We start from the raw sequence: 17,338 nt of genomic DNA, 5'->3' as shown, positions 1-17,338 counted from the left end.
CTGTGTTCCAATGTTAGATATTTTTCTGTTTAACCTGCTCTGTGATATATTCCGATGCTCTCATAGAAAGCGCCAGAATGGTCCAGGTTGGGTTTTTATCCGCTTGGGATACAAAAGAACCACCATCTACCACAAACACGTTTTTCGCGTCGTGCGCTTGTGAGAACTTGTTCAACGCAGAGGTTTTGGGATCATTACCCATGCGCACCGTTCCTACTTCGTGAATGATACGACCCGGAGCTGCAATGCCGTAATTGGTGTCCGCGCCAGGCTTGGTTCCACTCGCAACGCCACCCAATGCATGAATGATCTCTTCGAAAGTATCATGCATGTGTTTTGCTTGTTTGATCTCGTAATCCGTCCATTTGTAGTGGAAACGGAGCACCGGAATACCAAACTTATCAACCACATTCGGGTCAATTTCGCAGTAGTTATCAAAATTAGGAACCGCTTCTCCACGACCGGCCATACCTACATATGCTCCGTAGAAACGACGGTAATCCTCTTTCAATGACGAACCATATCCACCTGCTGGCTTGGTAACACCTGCCGCTGTCGGATATTTTCCGTTCATATTTTCAATTCCTGCACCGAATCCGTAGCTAGGCATGCCCATTCCGCCGCCGTATTCAATGTGGTAACCTCTTGGGAAATCCAGTTTTTTGTTGTCCAGCCACCAAGGCGTGTACACGTGCATTCCGCCTACACCATCCTCGTTATAACGCTTTCTGTCCATCAAATGGGGAAGGAATGCGCCGCGTGAAGCACCCGTTGAATCGTGCAGATATCTTCCTACTACGCCGCTTGAATTCGCAAGTCCGTTAGGGTGTCTGTCTGATTTTGAGTTCAATAGCAGCCTTGCAGATTCCCCAGCGCTTGCAGCAAGAACAACAACTTTTGCCTTAATAGTATGCTCAGTAAGCTTTTGACTGTCAACATAAGAAACGCCTGTTGCAAGCCCTGTAACCGGATCGGTAAGCACTTCGCGTGCCATGGCATTGTTGATCAATGTAACATTGCCGGTTTTTACAGCAGGGATACAAAGCACAGATGATGAAGAAAAATCCGCATATGCCTGGCAAGCGCGGGAGCACTGGCTGCAATAGAAGCAAACCCCACGCTGATCGTTAATCGGTTTAGTTAAGATCGAAAGCCTGGACGGGATAACCGGAATATTGGCCTTCTTACCCGCTTGCTTAATGAAAAGCTCGTGCAAACGTGGCTTTGGAGGAGGAAGGAAAATACCATCCGGCTCATTGTCCATGTTCTCAACCGTTCCGAAAACACCGATCAGCTTATCAACTTTATCATAGTAAGGCTTCACGTCGTCGTAACCGATCGGCCAGTCGTCGCCAAGTCCGTCTATGCTTTTTCTTTTAAAATCTTTTGGTCCGAAGCGCAACGAGATACGGCCCCAGTGATTGGTACGGCCGCCCAGCATCCGTGATCTGAACCAGTCGAATTGTGTTCCGTTCTTTCTTGTGTAAGGTTCCCCTTCCAGTTCCCAGCCTCCCCAGGCAGCATCGAAATCCCCAAACGGACGGTGGTTGGAAGCACCGCGGCGTGGCGATTCATATGGCCATTTGAGCTGCGTAATATATTTAGGATCAGCAGGATCGAAATATCCACCTGCCTCCAAAAGCGCCACTTTGGCTCCCTGTTGGGCAAGTTGAAGTGCTGCCATTCCACCTCCCGCTCCTGAGCCAATGATACAGACGTCAAAAACAGCAGGTTGTTCTTTGATTTGAAACATAGTAAAAAGGGTAGTTTAGAAATGCTATTTAATCAATAAATATAAACACGGATTATATACCAGTAGTCTGCAATCTCAATTTTAAAGGTTATTTAAAAACAATCTAAATGACTCGCCCCAACATTTGCTCTTAACAATCATCGCCGTACTTTTGCATTTTGAAAAACAGCACCCATTTTGGCGATTACCGGAAACGATATTGAAGTTGCAAAAGAATTCCTCATTAAAGGGGAATTGGTGGCTATTCCTACCGAAACGGTTTATGGATTAGCCGGTAATGCATTGAATGACAGTGCGGTACTGTCAATTTTCGAGGTGAAAAACCGGCCGGCCTTTGATCCACTGATCATTCACACGGATTCGTTGGAGAAAGTTGAACATTACATTTTGGATTTTCCGGTAAAAGCAGGGCTGCTGGCAGCAAAATTCTGGCCCGGTCCGCTAACCTTGCTGCTTCCCAAAAATCCGGCTATTCCTGATCTGGTAACGTCGGGCCTGGATAATGTTGCGGTCCGCATTCCCAATCATCCTTTGCTGCTGGATTTGTTACAAACACTGCCATTTCCGCTGGCTGCGCCAAGTGCCAATCCTTTTGGCTACATTAGCCCTACGAATGCTGGCCATGTGAATGCGCAATTGGGAGAAAAGATACCCTATATATTGGATGGAGGTGAAAGTGAGGTAGGCATTGAGTCAACAATTGTGGGTTTTGAGAATGATGAGCCTGTGGTTTATCGTTTAGGCGGTTTAGCGGTGGAGGAGATTGAAGCGGTTGTCGGAAAAGTAAAGCTCATGCCACATTCTTCATCAAATCCTAAAGCACCGGGAATGTTGAAAAGCCACTATGCGCCCAGGAAACCGCTATATCTCCAGGAGCGAGAAACATTTCCGGCCAGTGAAGACAAGCTGACGGGCTATTTGCTTTTTGATCAGTATTTGGAAAACATTGATCCGGAATATCAGCGAATTTTAAGCAAAAGCGGCGATATGAAGGAAGCGGCTCATAATTTGTTTGCGTTTCTGCGAGAGCTGGATACATTGCCTATTGAACAGATCAGGGCAGAGCGAGTCCCAATGAATGGTTTAGGCCTGGCAATCAACGACCGGCTGCAACGCGCCGCGGCTAAGTAGCAAAAGCGCCGTAGCCAGGTAGCAAGTCGCAGAGCGACGCAGTATTGGTAGAATGAACGATGTTGATGCAAATTGCAAATCCCGGAGGGATGCAACAGCGAGCATTATGCATGTCGTTACATGCCTGCCGACATTACATTGTATTCAAAATCGTTCTTGCTACTGATATGTCATGCCTCCTGCATTTCTTTACATTTTGTGATCTTCTATTTCTGCTACCGATATGTCGTGCCTCCGGCATTTGATGCTTTCGGCATTTTTATTTGAAAAAATGCTGATGAAAATTCATCAGGAAAACTTCGTCGGTTGCCCTGGTGATAGCCGTGTATAGCCAGCGGATGAATTCAACATTGATCTGTTCCTCGGGCAAATAGCCTTGGTCAATAAACACAGAGCTCCACTGACCGCCCTGCGCTTTGTGACAGGTTAATGCGTAAGCAAATTTCACCTGCAATGCGTTCAAGAAGGGGTCTTTACGTAATGCTTCCATTCTTTCTTTCTTAGAAGCAATATCAAAGTAGTCCCTCTGGACGCTTTCATAGAGCTTCTTGTTATCCTCGGAGGATAGGGAAGGGGAGGCGGAATGTAATGTGTCGAGGATGATTTTCGCGTCGAATTCTGGTTGCTTCTCGTAGTCGGTCAGGCGTAATGTTACGTCTGCGAAGCGAAAACCATGCATTTCCTGCGTTTTCCGGATTTTTAGTAATTCAACAAAATCTCCGTTGGCGATGAAACCTGCGGGTGAATCCTCGTCGAGAATGTTGTAATTATTGCGGACCACCATCAGCCGGTCACCAGCATCGAGTTCTTCTTCGGAAAAGTTAATAGTACGCCGGATATATTCATTGTACTGGACTGCGGATTTGTTGGAACGCGTCAGAATGATGGAATTTTCCTGGCCGTATTTATCATATGCATAGCGAAGTCCTTCTTCCAATTTTTCGCCAGTCATTTTAAAAACATCGCGGTAGGAGCGGGTTGTGATCTGGATTTCGGGTTTTTCTGCGACCAACTGGTTCCTTAACAATGTAGCGTTGAACAAAATGCCGGATTGCTCATCTTGCCGCATTACCTCCTTTAATTCTTCCTGAAACACAGACATATAAAATGTTTTTTCCAGATAATCGCCATCCAGGGCGGGGCTCAGTTCCTTGCCAACCGGCGGGAGCTGCGCCACGTCGCCAACCAGCATGAGCTTATTGCCCGGATTTTCAAAAACGAACTCAATCAAATCCGCCAGCAGACTTTTGTTTCCAAAATCTGCATCATCCGTGATCATGGAAGCTTCATCGACGATAAAAAGCGTGTTATCATGGTAATTTTTCTGTCGCTGGAATGTCAGGTTGCCCGAAAACGAGTCCGCGGTTTGTTTGTATATCTTCTTATGGATCGTTAGCGCGACCTTTTCGGAATAGCCTGACATTACTTTTGCAGCACGGCCGGTCGGGGCGAGCAAAATGGGTTTGTAGCCGAAGTTCTTCAACACTTTAATTAATGTGCTGATAATGGTGGTCTTTCCTGTTCCGGCGTAACCTTTCAGCAAAAAGCAGTCACGGTAACGTTCCAGGCCTTTTTCTTCGACGAGGAAATCATTGGTCTGCTCGAAAAAACGGAGCTGGCCTTCGGTGGGTTTGAAAGGAAAACGCTTGCGTAAAAGTTGAGAAGGTAAAATCTTATCTGTTTCCATAATGCCGAAGCTAAGGCAAGGATTACTAAAATCAAAGTGTGCCTCAGTTACAAAAATATACTTAGAATTTATTGTATTTTAAAGGCGTAATTGCATATATTAGATTTCCAAAGTTTATCAATTCCACTCCAAAACCACAATCATCTATGCTAGTACAACATGTAATGGGCAACAAGCCTGTCAATGCGCTTTGGTCGGTAACGCAGGACAATACAGTGTTTGAGGCTCTGGAACTCATGGCTGCTAAGAACATCGGTGCAGTTTTGGTTCTTGAAGATAATGAATTGATCGGGATCTTTTCCGAGAGGGATTATGCCAGAAAAGTTATTTTACAGGGAAAGAGCTCACGGGACACGCGCATCCGGGAGGTAATGACCAGTAAAGTGATTACGGTTGAAACAGACCAGAAAATTGAAGAATGTATGCAGATCATGTCTGATAAACATATCCGACATCTGCCTGTTAATCAGGATGGAAAGCTAGTCGGAATCATTTCCATCAATGACATTGTTTCCGCTATTATCTACGAACAAAAGGAGCACATCAACACGCTCGAAAGCTACATTTCAGGAAGTCCTTATTCCTGATCCTTATATTATATCTTGTCAATTATCCCAGGTTGGTTATCTTTGCCGCTCTAAAAAAGTGAGCGCTGGTGCAGACTTTGAATGATGAAGTAAAGAATTTATACGGGGGTAATGTGCGTGTCCGCGTGAGTGGCATATACATTGTCCGGGATCAGATTCTTTTGGTAAATCATTCATTGTATGGCAAAGGGCAGTCTTTTTGGAGCCCGCCGGGCGGAGGGATCCTTTTCGGGGAAACTGCCTGGGCGGCCTTGAAACGGGAGATCAAAGAAGAAACCGGTCTGGATGCCGAAATCGGGGATTTACTGTTTGTCAATGAGCATGTACGGCCTCCACTTCACGCTATTGAGCTTTTTTTTGAAATAAAAGCAGTGCAAGGCAAGATAGATAAAGGCGCTGATCCGGAAATTTCAGTGGCAAACCAGATCATTGAAGAAGTTAAGTTTTTACGGCTCGATGAAATCAAATCTTTTCCGTCAGACGCATATCACAGCATTTTCAGCAGGGTGCGATCTTTGGAAGAGCTATTCAGGTTCGACAAGTTCTTACCCAGCCTGAAACATTAATATAGATTTTAACTTTACCCCTTTATTGTGGCAAATTCTGAAAACCAGGTCATTGAAATTATTCCTACGCTGCTTGTAGGCGATAACTCATTCGACGCGTCCAGTATCCCTTTGTGCACATTGTGCATTGAGGTAGATGAAAGACGCATCCGGTTTTGCATTGTCCGCGATGAAAACATGGAATGTATCTGGCTGGAAGATTACAGCTTTGAAACCGTTCTAAACCCTACTGAGATCTTTGAAAGGCTCAAAAAGGTTTTTACAGGACATTTGCTCTGGTCATCGCATAGCTGGAAAAATGTTAGGATTTCGATTAATTCTCATGCATTCAGCTTAATCCCTAACCTAATTTTTCAGGAAGATGCTACGGCTGATTATCTGGCTTTTGCATTGGGTAACCCGGTTCCTAAGGATGAGAAAGTGCTGTATCACGATCTGCCGCTCGTCCGTGCGCATAATGTTTTCAGCGTTCCGCAGATCTGGTACGACTGGATGATCAACCATTTTGGGTCGTCGCAGATCACATTCTACCATTTGACCAGCCCGCTGATCATTGGCGCACTCGTAAGCCATCTGGAACATCAGCAGCTGAGGATGGTATCCGTTTATTTTGAAAAAGATTATTTCACGCTGGTTATTACCGAAAGCCAGCAACTGATACTTTGCAACCGGTTCCGCTTTTCCAAAACGCAGGAACTGGCTTACATCATTCTGTTCACACTAAGCCAGCTTAATTTCCTTCCCGAGGAGATGAAAGTGCTTTGCTATGGTGAAATCGCATCTTCTTCCGACGCTTACACCGAGCTTTCAAGATTTTTTCCCAATTTGCAGATCGGCAACGGGCCAACAACGCTGAAATACAACAGGCAATGTGCGGACGTTCCGGGACATCGTTATTTTGGCCTTTTCAATACCTACCTCGTATCATCTTAATTGTAAATACTGCTCTTATGAAGCGTATAGCACTATTTCCGGGATCGTTTGATCCATTCACAAAAGGGCACGAAGACATTGTTGTACGCGGATTACGGCTGTTTGATGAAGTGGTCATTGGCATAGGGAACAATGCAACCAAAAAGCGCTATTTCCCGCTCGATGTAATGAAGGAAATGATCGAAAAGACTTTTTCAGATCAAACTAATGTGAAGGTTGTTACTTATGATGACCTTACTGCGCATACAGCACGTGAACTAGGAGCAACATTTCTGCTGAGAGGATTGCGCAACACGACCGATTTCGAGTACGAAAACGGCATTTCCCAGGTTAACCGATATCTTTACGAAGAAATTGAAACGGTATTTTTGATCACTTCACCAATGCTGGCGCCGATCAGTTCGAGCATTATCCGCGATTTGCACCGCTACGGGCAGCGTGTGGATGATTTTCTCCCTTATTCCCTTTCTGAACTAAATAAACTCAACCAGTAAGGCTGAGTTTATGAAATGTAAAGTCCTGCGATATTATTGCTCTTTAATGTCGTGGGTCTTATTGAGGCTCTCAATCACATAACGGATTGAACTATAAGAATTTATTAGAATAGATTTGGCTTCGTTCTGCGTGTACCAGCCTAGTTTTTCAATCTGCTCTTCTACCTGGGGCTGCATATTGGCATCATCAATGCAGTCGAAAAGATACCATTTGGTCCGCTTTAAAATCCGGTTGTTATTGAGGCTGTAAGTGTGCCATGTAGTGCAGATTTTGTCCTTAACTGATGCTTTTACGCCCGTTTCTTCTTCAATCTCTCTGATAGCAGCCGTTCTGGAATTTTCACCTTTGTCCAGCTTGCCTTTGGGCAGGTCCCACTTTTTGCGGCGAAACATGAAAAGCCACTTTCCTTCCTTCACCACAACACCTCCCGCGGCCTTGATAACTTTGTAACTGCCTTTAATTTTCTCTTCTACTTCCGACCTTTCCCGCGTCGCCATTGTGACTGATAACATGTCTGCCGGGACAGCTTTGTCCAGGAGCTCAATGAGCTGCATGGCAGAGGCGGCAGTGGTGTTCAGAAAGAGCACGTGGCCGGTCAACATCTTTTTTTGCAGCTTATCAAGTCTCAGGTCTACAATGTGATCGAAGGCGGAAGTTTCCGTTGCAGAAAGCTGATTGTTCCGTACAATTCGCAAAGGACGGTCGTCAAAAAAAATGATCATTTTTCAAATGGTACGTGAATCGATGCCAAAATTAAGTAAAGAGTTTAGTTTAGACAGTGATTATTATTGATAAATTTGTGCTTGTATCAAATATACAGTTCTTGGAACTCCTGATAATTCTACTTCTTGTGCTGCTCAATGGTGTCTTTTCCATGTCTGAGATTGCACTTGTTTCATCCCGCAAATCACGTCTCGAAGCCGCTGCAAAAAATGGAGATTCCAGTGCGAAAGCTGCCCTTCATCTTGCTAATTCACCCACTCGTTTTCTGTCCACTGTGCAAATCGGCATCACACTCATCGGTCTTTTAACGGGTATGTACAGCGGTGACAACATTACGAGTGATTTTGAAAAATACATTGCTACCATTCCGTTTCTGATGCCATATGCCCATTCCCTGGCCGTCGGATCAGTGCTTGTGTTCATTACCTATTTATCACTGGTGCTAGGCGAGCTGGTTCCGAAAAGGATCGGAATGGCTAACCCCGAATCCATTTCTAAGTTCATGGCCATGCCTATGAACCTGCTTTCGAAAGCCACGGCGCCATTTATCGCCTTACTCGGCTTTTCCAGTGATTTCATTATCAAGATTTTAAATATCAAACAAAGCGAAAATTCCGTCACAGAAGAGGAAATCAAAAGTTTGATACAGGAAGGAACCTCCGGCGGTGTTTTTGAAGAAATTGAGCAGGAGATCGTTCACAATGTGTTCCAGTTGGGAGACAGAAAAGTGACGTCACTCATGACCAATCGCCAGGAGATCGTTTGGCTGGACCTGGAAGATTCTGTTGAGGAAAATAAAGCCAAGATTTTCGATGCAAGACATTCGATTTATCCTGTTTGCCGCGGCGCTGTGGATGATGTGGTGGGTTTGGTTTATGTGAAAGACCTCATTGCAACGGATATAGAAGCGCAGCTTGCCAATATGAATGCGGTTGTAAAAGACCCGGTTTATCTGCCCGAAAGCAACCGTGCATATCAGGCTCTGGCCAAATTCAAAGAGCAGCGTGTCTATTTTGGTATCATTGTGGACGAGTATGGCGGTCTTTTAGGAGTCTTAACCATGCACGACATCATGGATGCGCTCGTTGGCGATATTTCGGAGGACATTGAAGAAGCATCCGAGGTGGTCCGAAGGGATGACGGCAGCTTTCTGATCGATGCGCAGCTGCCATTCGATGATTTTATCCAGTATTTTAATCTCAACATTCAGGAAGCAGAGCGCCGGGAGTTTGTTGGGTTTAATACATTGGGCGGTTTTGTGCTGCACATTCTTGAAAATATTCCTACGACCGGCGAGAAGTTCAAATGGAAGCACTTCGAGTTTGAAGTGATTGATATGGACCGGAGCCGGATCGATAAATTATTAGTAATCAATCATAGTACAAACGAAGAATCCGAAGACTAGCAATGCTAAACCAACAGGATATTACCAAAAGAATCGCCGAATTACTGCTCGAAGCCAAAGCAATAAAATTAAGCCCCGACAAGCCGTTCCAATGGAGCTCGGGCTGGCTGTCTCCCATTTACTGCGATAACCGTGTGGCGTTATCTTATCCTGACACGCGGACTTTTATCAAAAAGACCTTGGCGACATTGATCAAAAAGCAATATCCTGATGTGCAGGCAGTTGTAGGTGTAGCAACGGGCGGCATTGCCCAGGGAGCATTGGTAGCGGACCTGCTGGAATTGCCTTTCGCATATGTTCGTCCTGAGCCTAAGAAGCACGGCATGGGCAATCAGATCGAGGGCAGACTGGAAAAAGGTCAGTCGGTGATTATCATTGAAGACCTGATCTCAACCGGCGGAAGCTCTTTAAAAGTGGTTGATGTGTTGCGGGAAGCGAAAATTGAAGTGGCTGGAATGGTCGCGATTTTTACCTATGGCTTCGCGGTTGCAGAAAACAATTTCAGAGAGAAAAATGTAAAGCTCAGCACCGTGAGCAACTACAATGCATTGATAGATACCGCATTGGAACATAATTACATCGACAGCTCTCAGCTGGAAAGTCTCAACGCATGGCGCGTGGCTCCCGAAAGCTGGGGCAAATAAAAGGCATTCGGCCAGCAGGTTTATTTCAATATTAATAAAAAAAATTGCTGGCCGAATGTTAATCACATTTTCAATTCCTGTGGTTCTCTAGCTTTTCATAAAGTCCTCCGAACGCCTCTTCCTTCACGCCTTCGGATTTAAGAAATTCATGCGGGAAACCTAGCTCGATTTTACTTACCTCGTTAAGCCGCGCGATCATTTCATCCGGCAACTTGAACGACAGGCAGCCAAGCGAATCCACAAGTTGTTTTTCCTTTGAAGCACCAATGATCGGGATCATTACCTGATCGCGGTGCCGCGCCCAATTGATCGCCACCTGCACCGGCGTTACGCCCAATTCACTGGCCACATCCACCACAGTTTGTGCTATAATGCTACTATGCTCGTTTCTGCGGATGCTATGGTCGGGAACGCGGCCGGCTTCACCGCGTAAATATTTTCCGGTGAGTGCGCCGCCACCTATTGTGCCCCAGGGTGTTACCGCAAGTCCAAGCGCTTTTGCCATAGGAAGCAAGTCGCGTTCCGGTGTGCGCTGAATGAGTGAATATTCAAACTGAATGGCCGCAAATGCATTCCAGCCGCGGAAATCTGCAATGGTATTTGCCTGTGAAACCACCCAGGCTGGTGTATCCGAAATGCCGACGTAATGAACCAAACCTCGTGTGACCAGGTCGTCCAGGCCGCGCATTACTTCCTCAACGGGGGTTGTATTGTCCCAAAGGTGAACCCATAGCAGGTCAATGTATTCCGTATTCAGCCGCTTCAAGCTTGCTCTCACCGAGCGCATCATGTTTTTGCGGTGGTTACCGGCAAAATTAAGGTCGTCGTTCCGGTCTTTCAGTGTGAATTTGGTCGCTAAGACCCAGTGATCACGGTCATTTTCAATGAATTCACCTACATATTTTTCAGAAGAGCCTTCTGTATAGCGGTTAGCTGTATCGATAAAATTGCCCCCTGCGCCTGCGAAACTTTCGAATATCTTATAGCTTTCATGCTTATCCGCTCCCCATCCCCATTCAGTTCCGAAGGTCATGGTGCCCAGGCAAACTTCCGAAACACGTAAACCTGACCGGCCCAATAATTGATATTGCATAGTACTGTAATTAAGTTTTAAATGAAAGAAATAACATCGGATGCTTGCCGAACTTTGTTAAATCTTTGTGTCGCAAAGTTAGATCCTTACCGGCCAAATGTATTTATATTGTAGCAAATTTTGAATCTTTTTTACCTTAATCAATGATAGATGTTGCTTATCCCTACTTCGATACAAATCTAAGCTGGCTGTCTAATAATTACCGATTATTACTGGAAGCCAACGATGAAACTGTACCGGTGAGGGAACGTTTACGTTTTCTTGGCATTTACGCATATCAAACCAAAGAATTCTTCCGTGCACGTGTTCCCAGCTTGCTGGCCATGGGGGAGGTGAGCAACGATATCCGTACCAAACTCAATCTTTTCCCTGAGTCATTGCTGGAACACGTTTACGAAACGGTTGAAAACCAGCTGCGGGAGTTCAACGACATCCTGACAGCCAGAATACTTCCGGCACTCCATGATCAGGGCGTACATTTATATTATAGGGAAACATTTGCGAACGAGCATTTATCTTTTTTGCGGAAATTTTTTGTGGGCAAGCTGTTCAGGCAGTTACAGCCCGTTTTTCTGGATAGCAGGAGAAGCTCGAAAATGGCTTTTTTTGAATCCAAACAGTTGTATCTGGTTGTAAGGTTGCAGCATAGGGATGATACGGAGGAGGATTGGTACGCCATTGTAAATATTCCGTCCGAGCTTTTTGGCCGCTTCGTGGAGTTGCCGGAACTGGATGGGAAAAAGCAGGTTGCTTTCCTGGAAGATGTTATCAGGGAACATCTGCCCTTGCTTTTTCCGGGTTACGATGTTTTGGAAAGCTATGCATTACGGGTCGAGAAAGACACCGAACTGTCGATAGAAGATGAGTATCCGATGCAGCTTGCGCAACGCATTTTGAAACAACTGGAAAAACGCAATTTCGTTCAGCCCGCACAATATTTCTATGAATCGGGTATGCCGCTGTATATGCGTGAATATCTGGTCAGCAAGGCTGCCATCCCGATGAACGAGTTTCACGAGCGGGGACATTACATTTATATGCAGGACCTGATGACCTTCCCGCAACTTTCGCGGCGATTGGATTATCCTGTTCAGCGCCCAATCCAGAACCCGGATTTCGACGACGTTACCTCTGTCTTTGAATCCATACAAAAGGCAGATCAGCTGCTGCATTTACCTTACCATTCTTACGAGCCGATTGTTCGGTTTTTTAATGAAGCTGCCGTCGATCCGCATGTGCGCGAGATCCACGTTTCGCTTTATAAGATCAGCCCTAATTCCTTTATACTGAATTCGTTGATCAGCGCAGCACGCAACGGCAAGCGGGTAACAACTTATGTAGAGCTTAATACGAAGCTCGACATTCAGGAAAATTTGCATTGGTCCAAAAAAATGCGGGATGCGGGCGTAAAGATCATTCTGAGCGTCCCCGGATTGAAAGTACATGCTAAAATTGCTTTGGTCAAACGCAAAGTCCACAAAGGCTGGGAACGATACGCATTTTTTGGAACGGGCGGTTTTTACAGGCTTACCAGCCGGGAAATCGTAGATCACGCATTGTTAACAAGCCACCGGGAACTGACCAATGAGCTGGAATTGCTTTTTGGATATTTGTCTACGCAGGACGAGCCGAAAAAGTATAAGTATTTACCATTTAACAATCTGTTTGTAACACAATTTACACTTCAAAAAAGGCTTTTGGACCTGATAGACCGCGAAATTGCCAATTGTAACGCGGGGCTGAAATCCTTTGTGACCATTAAAATAAATCAGCTGCAAGACCATATGCTGATCGATAAGATTTATCAGGCCGGGCAGGCCGGAGTTCCGGTGCATGTGATCGTCAGTGAAAGCTGTGGGCTCATTTCCGGGCTGCCGTCGATCAGTGATAACATTGTAGTAAGCCGTCATGTGGATCGCTATGTGGAGAACACGCGGATCTTTCATTTTGCCAACCGCGGCAACGATGAAATGTATTTGTCGTCCTGCGACTGGACGCACCGCAACCTGCACCGCCGCATTGATGTATGCTTCCCGATCCTGGATGAAGCGCTGAAAAATCAGATGCGTCTTGTGCTCAGAAACTATGTAAGCGACAACCAGAAGTCGGTCAGGCTGGACCTTTATCAGAACAATTTAAGAATTACCGACGACTCGCGCGGGAAGGTTCGCGCACAGGAATCGAATTACCGTCTGGTCGAAAAAATTGAGAAAACAGGACCCACAAAAAGGGCTGAATAAAACATTTTCAGGCGTTTAAAAAAATTTTTTTACGCTTAAATTTAATAATCCGCTGTTAGATTTAATCTGGGGTGTTTGCAGGAAAAAATAATTTAAAGGACAAAATGTTTTGAATAAACGGGTCAAAATCCTCTTGAGCGGTAAGGACTATATGTTTATATTTGAATGCATATCAATCTGACTCCATCTTAAAATCAGCATTATAGTATGGGAATAGTAGAGCGAAGAGAACGCCTCAGAATACAGGTACGTTCGGATATCGTCAAAACAGCAAAGGAAATAGCCCGTGAGGACGGGTGGACAGCGGTCTCTATCCGCAAAATTGCTGAAGTGATCGAATACAGCCCTCCGATTCTCTATGAATATTTTGAGAGCAAGGACAAATTGCTCGAAGCGATCCGCATGGAAGGGTTCGATATCTTGCAGGCTGAGTTTTCAAAAATCAAGACCCATTTCAGCAATCCCCAGAAGCAGTTGGCAGAAGTAGCGCAGCGGATCTGGGTGTTTGCGATCGAGAATCCGGAGGTTTTTCAGGTAATGTTCAATCTGGAAGGCGCTTATTGCGATTCCAAGAATGTGTACGGAAAGGCCATGAGCATTAAGGGCAATCCGGTTTGGGAAATGATCGCCAGCCTGCGTCCGAGATCGGGCGAGATGGTCACCAAAACCTATTATGAGTGGTGGTGCCTTACCTATGGTTTTATCAGCATTACCATGACCACACAGCCCAGATATGCGTTTCCGCAGGCTGAGCCCGTGTATATGGAAGGTGTTCGCAGATTTATAAGGAGTATTATGTAATCGAAGGTGTTTGCTGGCGTATCTCTATTTTGCTCTGGTGATAAACCTGTGAAAATGGAGGTACGCTTCGCACCAGCCAGGCGTTTCCGCCAATAATCGAATCGTGGCCTATCACGGTTTCTCCTCCTAGAATCGTCGCATTGGCATACACCACCACATTGTCTTCAATAGTTGGATGACGTTTGCTGGAAGCAAGTGACTTTGATACAAATGTCGCTCCTAATGTTACGCCCTGATACAATTTAACATTGTTGCCAATGTGCGTCGTTTCGCCGATAACAACGCCCGTTCCGTGATCTATAAAAAACGAATGTCCGATTGTTGCGTTCGGGTGAATGTCGATTCCTGTTTGGCTGTGCGCGAATTCAGTTAACATCCTGGGTAGAAGTGGAATGCCGGCAAGCGCAAACAAGTTGGCAAAGCGATAAGTAGCAATGGCCATAAAGCCGGGATAAACCGAAATAACCTCTTCAATGCTTACCGAAGCAGGATCGTTATCCGTGATTGATTTGGCATCCAGCAATAATTTCTCGTAAATCCCGGGTATCTGCCCAAAAACATCGTCCAAAATTTCCTCCTTGCTTTTTTCCAGTTCCGGAAGCAGCGGTTCCAGCATGCAGTTCAGACTGTTGCGTAAATCAGCATATTTCATCGCAATGTCCTTGGTCGGGCAGCTCGTGCAGTCCTTACTGATCGGAAAAAGAAAATTAATCAGGTCCTGAATAAACTTACCAGCATCGTGTCTCGAAGGTAATTGATAGCGATACTGCTCATTTTGCTCTGCCAGGCGCTGGAAGAACTCGTTTTGTTGGTTGGTTGTCATCAACAGTAGGAATTTGGCTTAGATAACCCGGATTTCTGGCATCAATTTTATATTGAACACATAATCAACAGGAAAAATTTTGTCCAGGCTATTTCTTTAAGAAACACGCCCTGTATTTCACTCTTTTTCTATTTTATAATCGTATATTGAAATATCCTGTGAAGTTATAAATTACAGTAAGATTCCTGAATGTATGCCAAGTTTTAAATTTTTGCGATCTGTAATTATTGTTTTTCTAATATCCATTTCGCTCAGTTCCTGCTTTTCCCGGTACACTATATCAGCCAAACAGGTGCGGAAACATTATGCAGCGAAGAAAGTAAAACCTGAGGAACGCATTATTAAAAATGATACGCTTGCCCTTTGTATTGCGAGTGTGGGTGCGGATACGTTGCCGATGTTGCTGCTGATCCATGGTGCCCCCGGCTCGTTATGGGGTTATATGAACTTGATGGACGATGAAGATCTGCAAAAGCGCTTCCACATTGTGTCCGTTGACCGTGTGGGTTATGGGAAATCCCGCCTTAAAATGAAGAAGAAGCACCGCTATGTGACTTCCATTGCCACACAAGCCAATGCGCTTTTACCCGTTTTTGAATTAAATAAAAGCAAAGAAAAAGTAACCGTCCTGGGCAGATCTTACGGCGCACCGATCGCTGCTAAGCTGGTTTCACTGCAACCGGATCAAGTGAAAGAGCTGATCATGGTTTCGCCCGTTATAGATCCTGAAAAAGAGAAGTTTTATTGGTTTTCAAAATGGGGCAGGAATTCTTTTATCCAGTTATTCTTGCCGGGAGAGTTCAATACGGCCACGGCTGAGAAATACAGCCACTCCGATGAGCTCCGAAAGCTATTGCCCGTTTGGCATAACCTCGACCTTCCTACAACCGTAATCCAGGGTGGAAATGATTGGATAGCCGATCCGGCCAACATTGATTTTGCCAAGAAACACATTAAGAGCAAGCGCGCTCAATACATTTTCCTGCACAAAGCCGGACATATGATCACCTACACCCATTTGTCGATGATCAAAGAAATGCTTTTGAAAAGCCAGTTTGTTGAAGACAGGATCACTTCGCTCGATATGTCTGCGGCGTCAGGGCAGGCGGCTAATTAAGATCTTTTTACATTGAATTGAAAAGAAAATGGCTGATCATGTGATCAGCCATTTTTCTGAATTATAATTAACCTATGATAAATACGGAGACCAATTGCATATACAAGTGTCGTATTTACATAAGACGAAATTTCTCTTTTACACCATTACAATGCCCTTACCGCAATACTTTCTGCGACACCGCATCATTTTCATTTGCTGCTTTTATGATGTAAATCCCTTTGGCAAGATTACGCATATCAAACTCCTCCTGAACTGAAATCACCGGGCCGCCGCTTTTGATTTCCTTGATAACCCTTCCCCGAATATCTATAAGCTGTAATGTTACCACAGAACGGTTTTTGCTATAAGCTTTTACGGTTATAAAGGTCTCAGTAGGAACCGGATACGCTTCAATGGCCATGGAAACTTCTGCCGATTTTACATTTGGCGTAGACGTGATCAAGCCACCATTTGCAGCCGATTCGTAGGGTGGGATTTCGACGGTCGGGCCGGGCTTGTCGATTACGGTAATGAGACCTTCGCGGTAAGTCTCAGAAATTGCAACTCCGTCACGCCATTCGCTTACCACCATTGCAAATATGTAATTGCCCAACACTTCCGGAGCCTGCCAAACCAACTGATTAACCGATGGAACGACTTTGAATGTGCCTGTGCTGCTTACTTCATTGGGATACATATAAGTATGCTCCAACATACGGACGCCGCATTCGCCAGGTGAAGGCTTGCTTAGCTTAGGAAGCTTCACGGTAATGCTATCGGCATCAGCAACAGTTGGTTTGAGATCAATTTTGAATAATTGCTTTACACCCGCTTCAAAGACTAGATAAGGAAGGACTGGGGTGGAATTAGAAACCTGTGTGTTAATAACCGTCCAGAAAAAAGCTCTCGTATCACCGGAATTTGGTAAGTTCAGAATTCCCGGCGACCGGTTTTCCAGTGAAACTGATATCTGGAATGTTCCGGATGAAGGATACGTGTGCGTTCCATCATAGTCCGACACCAGCACGTCGCCGGGCAACGCTTCCGTTTTCGATCGTTTAAATTCTTTGGTAGAACCGTCTCCAAAACAAACCAGCACGTTCGTTTGTGCAGCCGCAGCTGGTTCACCAACATTACTGTCAAAGTATAACCGAACTTTTATCTTATAATTTTGACCAGAAACATGTGAGGCCATAATTTCACCGCCCCGGATATGCGTCGCAAAACAAAGCGGAGAAGCCAGTAAGATCAGAAGAAAAACCTTGTAAACTGATTTCATAGAGTAAGGAAGCTGAATGTTACGTTACTTAATCCAAACGACAAAAGCAGCCCGTTTTGTATTACCGGAATGAGAAACA

Annotated in this window: 16 protein-coding genes; 10 read left to right on the top strand and 6 right to left on the bottom strand. The window is 45.1% G+C overall.

The genetic code is table 11. The features are described 5' to 3' along the window. Window positions 1-13 precede the first annotated feature (13 nt). Window positions 14-1,753, bottom strand: coding sequence for a GMC family oxidoreductase (locus tag G395_RS0112200; RefSeq protein WP_026630293.1), 1,740 nt, complete (start codon window positions 1,751-1,753; stop codon window positions 14-16). A 177-nt stretch (window positions 1,754-1,930) separates the two neighbouring features. On the opposite strand from G395_RS0112200, the gene G395_RS0112195 reads away from it, so the two are divergent. Next, on the top strand, window positions 1,931-2,884 hold the full coding sequence (locus tag G395_RS0112195; protein WP_026630292.1) for an L-threonylcarbamoyladenylate synthase: 954 nt from the start codon (window positions 1,931-1,933) through the stop codon (window positions 2,882-2,884). A 259-nt stretch (window positions 2,885-3,143) separates the two neighbouring features. On the opposite strand, the gene G395_RS0112190 is transcribed toward G395_RS0112195, so the two are convergent. Next, entirely contained in the window at window positions 3,144-4,571 is a 1,428-nt protein-coding gene (locus tag G395_RS0112190; RefSeq protein ID WP_026630291.1) for an ATP-dependent DNA helicase, read from the bottom strand. Window positions 4,572-4,717: 146 nt separating this feature from the next. Between G395_RS0112190 and G395_RS0112185 the strand changes: the two genes are divergently transcribed. From G395_RS0112185 to coaD, 4 genes are all read left to right on the top strand, one after another. Next, window positions 4,718-5,158, top strand: coding sequence for a CBS domain-containing protein (locus tag G395_RS0112185; RefSeq protein WP_026630290.1), 441 nt, complete (start codon window positions 4,718-4,720; stop codon window positions 5,156-5,158). Between the two features lie 68 nt (window positions 5,159-5,226). Then, window positions 5,227-5,724 (top strand): NUDIX domain-containing protein, encoded by a 498-nt coding sequence (locus G395_RS0112180; RefSeq protein ID WP_026630289.1) that lies wholly within the window; start codon window positions 5,227-5,229, stop codon window positions 5,722-5,724. A 27-nt stretch (window positions 5,725-5,751) separates the two neighbouring features. Then, window positions 5,752-6,657 carry a DUF3822 family protein gene (locus G395_RS0112175; protein ID WP_035361155.1) on the top strand — a complete coding sequence of 302 codons (906 nt, stop codon included), beginning with the start codon at window positions 5,752-5,754 and terminating at the stop codon, window positions 6,655-6,657. A 17-nt stretch (window positions 6,658-6,674) separates the two neighbouring features. Further along, window positions 6,675-7,151, top strand: a complete 477-nt coding sequence (coaD, locus tag G395_RS0112170) for a pantetheine-phosphate adenylyltransferase (RefSeq protein WP_026630287.1) — start codon at window positions 6,675-6,677, stop codon at window positions 7,149-7,151. 33 nt (window positions 7,152-7,184) lie between these two features. Here coaD and G395_RS0112165 read toward each other — a convergent pair whose 3' ends face one another. Beyond that, the gene (locus G395_RS0112165; RefSeq protein ID WP_026630286.1) at window positions 7,185-7,874 is read right to left on the bottom strand and encodes an NUDIX hydrolase; all 690 of its coding nucleotides are present in this window, start codon (window positions 7,872-7,874) and stop codon (window positions 7,185-7,187) included. 101 nt (window positions 7,875-7,975) lie between these two features. On the opposite strand from G395_RS0112165, the gene G395_RS0112160 reads away from it, so the two are divergent. After that, window positions 7,976-9,280, top strand: a complete 1,305-nt coding sequence (locus G395_RS0112160; RefSeq protein ID WP_084439610.1) for a hemolysin family protein — start codon at window positions 7,976-7,978, stop codon at window positions 9,278-9,280. 2 nt (window positions 9,281-9,282) lie between these two features. Beyond that, the gene (gene pyrE, locus G395_RS0112155; protein ID WP_026630284.1) at window positions 9,283-9,924 is read left to right on the top strand and encodes an orotate phosphoribosyltransferase; all 642 of its coding nucleotides are present in this window, start codon (window positions 9,283-9,285) and stop codon (window positions 9,922-9,924) included. A 70-nt stretch (window positions 9,925-9,994) separates the two neighbouring features. On the opposite strand, the gene G395_RS0112150 is transcribed toward pyrE, so the two are convergent. Then, the gene (locus G395_RS0112150) at window positions 9,995-11,017 is read right to left on the bottom strand and encodes an aldo/keto reductase (RefSeq protein WP_026630283.1); all 1,023 of its coding nucleotides are present in this window, start codon (window positions 11,015-11,017) and stop codon (window positions 9,995-9,997) included. A 143-nt stretch (window positions 11,018-11,160) separates the two neighbouring features. Here G395_RS0112150 and ppk1 point away from each other — a divergent pair, with 143 nt between their 5' ends. Then, a complete protein-coding gene (gene ppk1, locus G395_RS0112145; RefSeq protein ID WP_026630282.1) occupies window positions 11,161-13,257 on the top strand; it encodes a polyphosphate kinase 1 in 2,097 nt (698 codons plus the stop codon). 207 nt (window positions 13,258-13,464) lie between these two features. Continuing rightward, entirely contained in the window at window positions 13,465-14,058 is a 594-nt protein-coding gene (locus G395_RS0112140; RefSeq protein WP_026630281.1) for a TetR/AcrR family transcriptional regulator, read from the top strand. On the opposite strand, the gene epsC is transcribed toward G395_RS0112140, so the two are convergent. Continuing rightward, entirely contained in the window at window positions 14,051-14,881 is an 831-nt protein-coding gene (gene epsC, locus G395_RS0112135; RefSeq protein WP_051350139.1) for a serine O-acetyltransferase EpsC, read from the bottom strand. The two genes, G395_RS0112140 and epsC, sit on opposite strands and share 8 nt — an antisense overlap. 292 nt (window positions 14,882-15,173) lie before the next feature. Between epsC and G395_RS0112130 the strand changes: the two genes are divergently transcribed. Then, the gene (locus G395_RS0112130; RefSeq protein WP_229204148.1) at window positions 15,174-15,998 is read left to right on the top strand and encodes an alpha/beta fold hydrolase; all 825 of its coding nucleotides are present in this window, start codon (window positions 15,174-15,176) and stop codon (window positions 15,996-15,998) included. A gap of 157 nt (window positions 15,999-16,155) precedes the next feature. On the opposite strand, the gene G395_RS0112125 is transcribed toward G395_RS0112130, so the two are convergent. Further along, window positions 16,156-17,259, bottom strand: a complete 1,104-nt coding sequence (locus G395_RS0112125) for a T9SS type A sorting domain-containing protein (RefSeq protein WP_026630278.1) — start codon at window positions 17,257-17,259, stop codon at window positions 16,156-16,158. Between the last annotated feature and the right edge of the window lie 79 nt (window positions 17,260-17,338).

This window comes from Dyadobacter alkalitolerans DSM 23607, assembly GCF_000428845.1.
GTDB classification, from domain to species: domain Bacteria; phylum Bacteroidota; class Bacteroidia; order Cytophagales; family Spirosomataceae; genus Dyadobacter; species Dyadobacter alkalitolerans.
The sequence above is the reverse complement of the archived record's forward strand: the minus strand, read 5'-3'. Positions and strand labels throughout refer to the sequence as shown.

What these genes read in the sequence shown, in the direction of transcription:
- G395_RS0112200 (WP_026630293.1), bottom strand. Translation starts at nt 1,753, where the DNA reads ATGTTTCAAATCAAAGAACAACCTGCTGTTTTTGACGTCTGTATCATT.
- G395_RS0112190 (WP_026630291.1), bottom strand. Translation starts at nt 4,571, where the DNA reads ATGGAAACAGATAAGATTTTACCTTCTCAACTTTTACGCAAGCGTTTT.
- G395_RS0112185 (WP_026630290.1), top strand. Translation starts at nt 4,718, where the DNA reads ATGCTAGTACAACATGTAATGGGCAACAAGCCTGTCAATGCGCTTTGG.
- coaD (WP_026630287.1), top strand. Translation starts at nt 6,675, where the DNA reads ATGAAGCGTATAGCACTATTTCCGGGATCGTTTGATCCATTCACAAAA.
- G395_RS0112165 (WP_026630286.1), bottom strand. Translation starts at nt 7,874, where the DNA reads ATGATCATTTTTTTTGACGACCGTCCTTTGCGAATTGTACGGAACAAT.
- pyrE (WP_026630284.1), top strand. Translation starts at nt 9,283, where the DNA reads ATGCTAAACCAACAGGATATTACCAAAAGAATCGCCGAATTACTGCTC.
- G395_RS0112150 (WP_026630283.1), bottom strand. Translation starts at nt 11,017, where the DNA reads ATGCAATATCAATTATTGGGCCGGTCAGGTTTACGTGTTTCGGAAGTT.
- ppk1 (WP_026630282.1), top strand. Translation starts at nt 11,161, where the DNA reads ATGATAGATGTTGCTTATCCCTACTTCGATACAAATCTAAGCTGGCTG.
- G395_RS0112140 (WP_026630281.1), top strand. Translation starts at nt 13,465, where the DNA reads ATGGGAATAGTAGAGCGAAGAGAACGCCTCAGAATACAGGTACGTTCG.
- epsC (WP_051350139.1), bottom strand. Translation starts at nt 14,881, where the DNA reads ATGACAACCAACCAACAAAACGAGTTCTTCCAGCGCCTGGCAGAGCAA.
- G395_RS0112125 (WP_026630278.1), bottom strand. Translation starts at nt 17,259, where the DNA reads ATGAAATCAGTTTACAAGGTTTTTCTTCTGATCTTACTGGCTTCTCCG.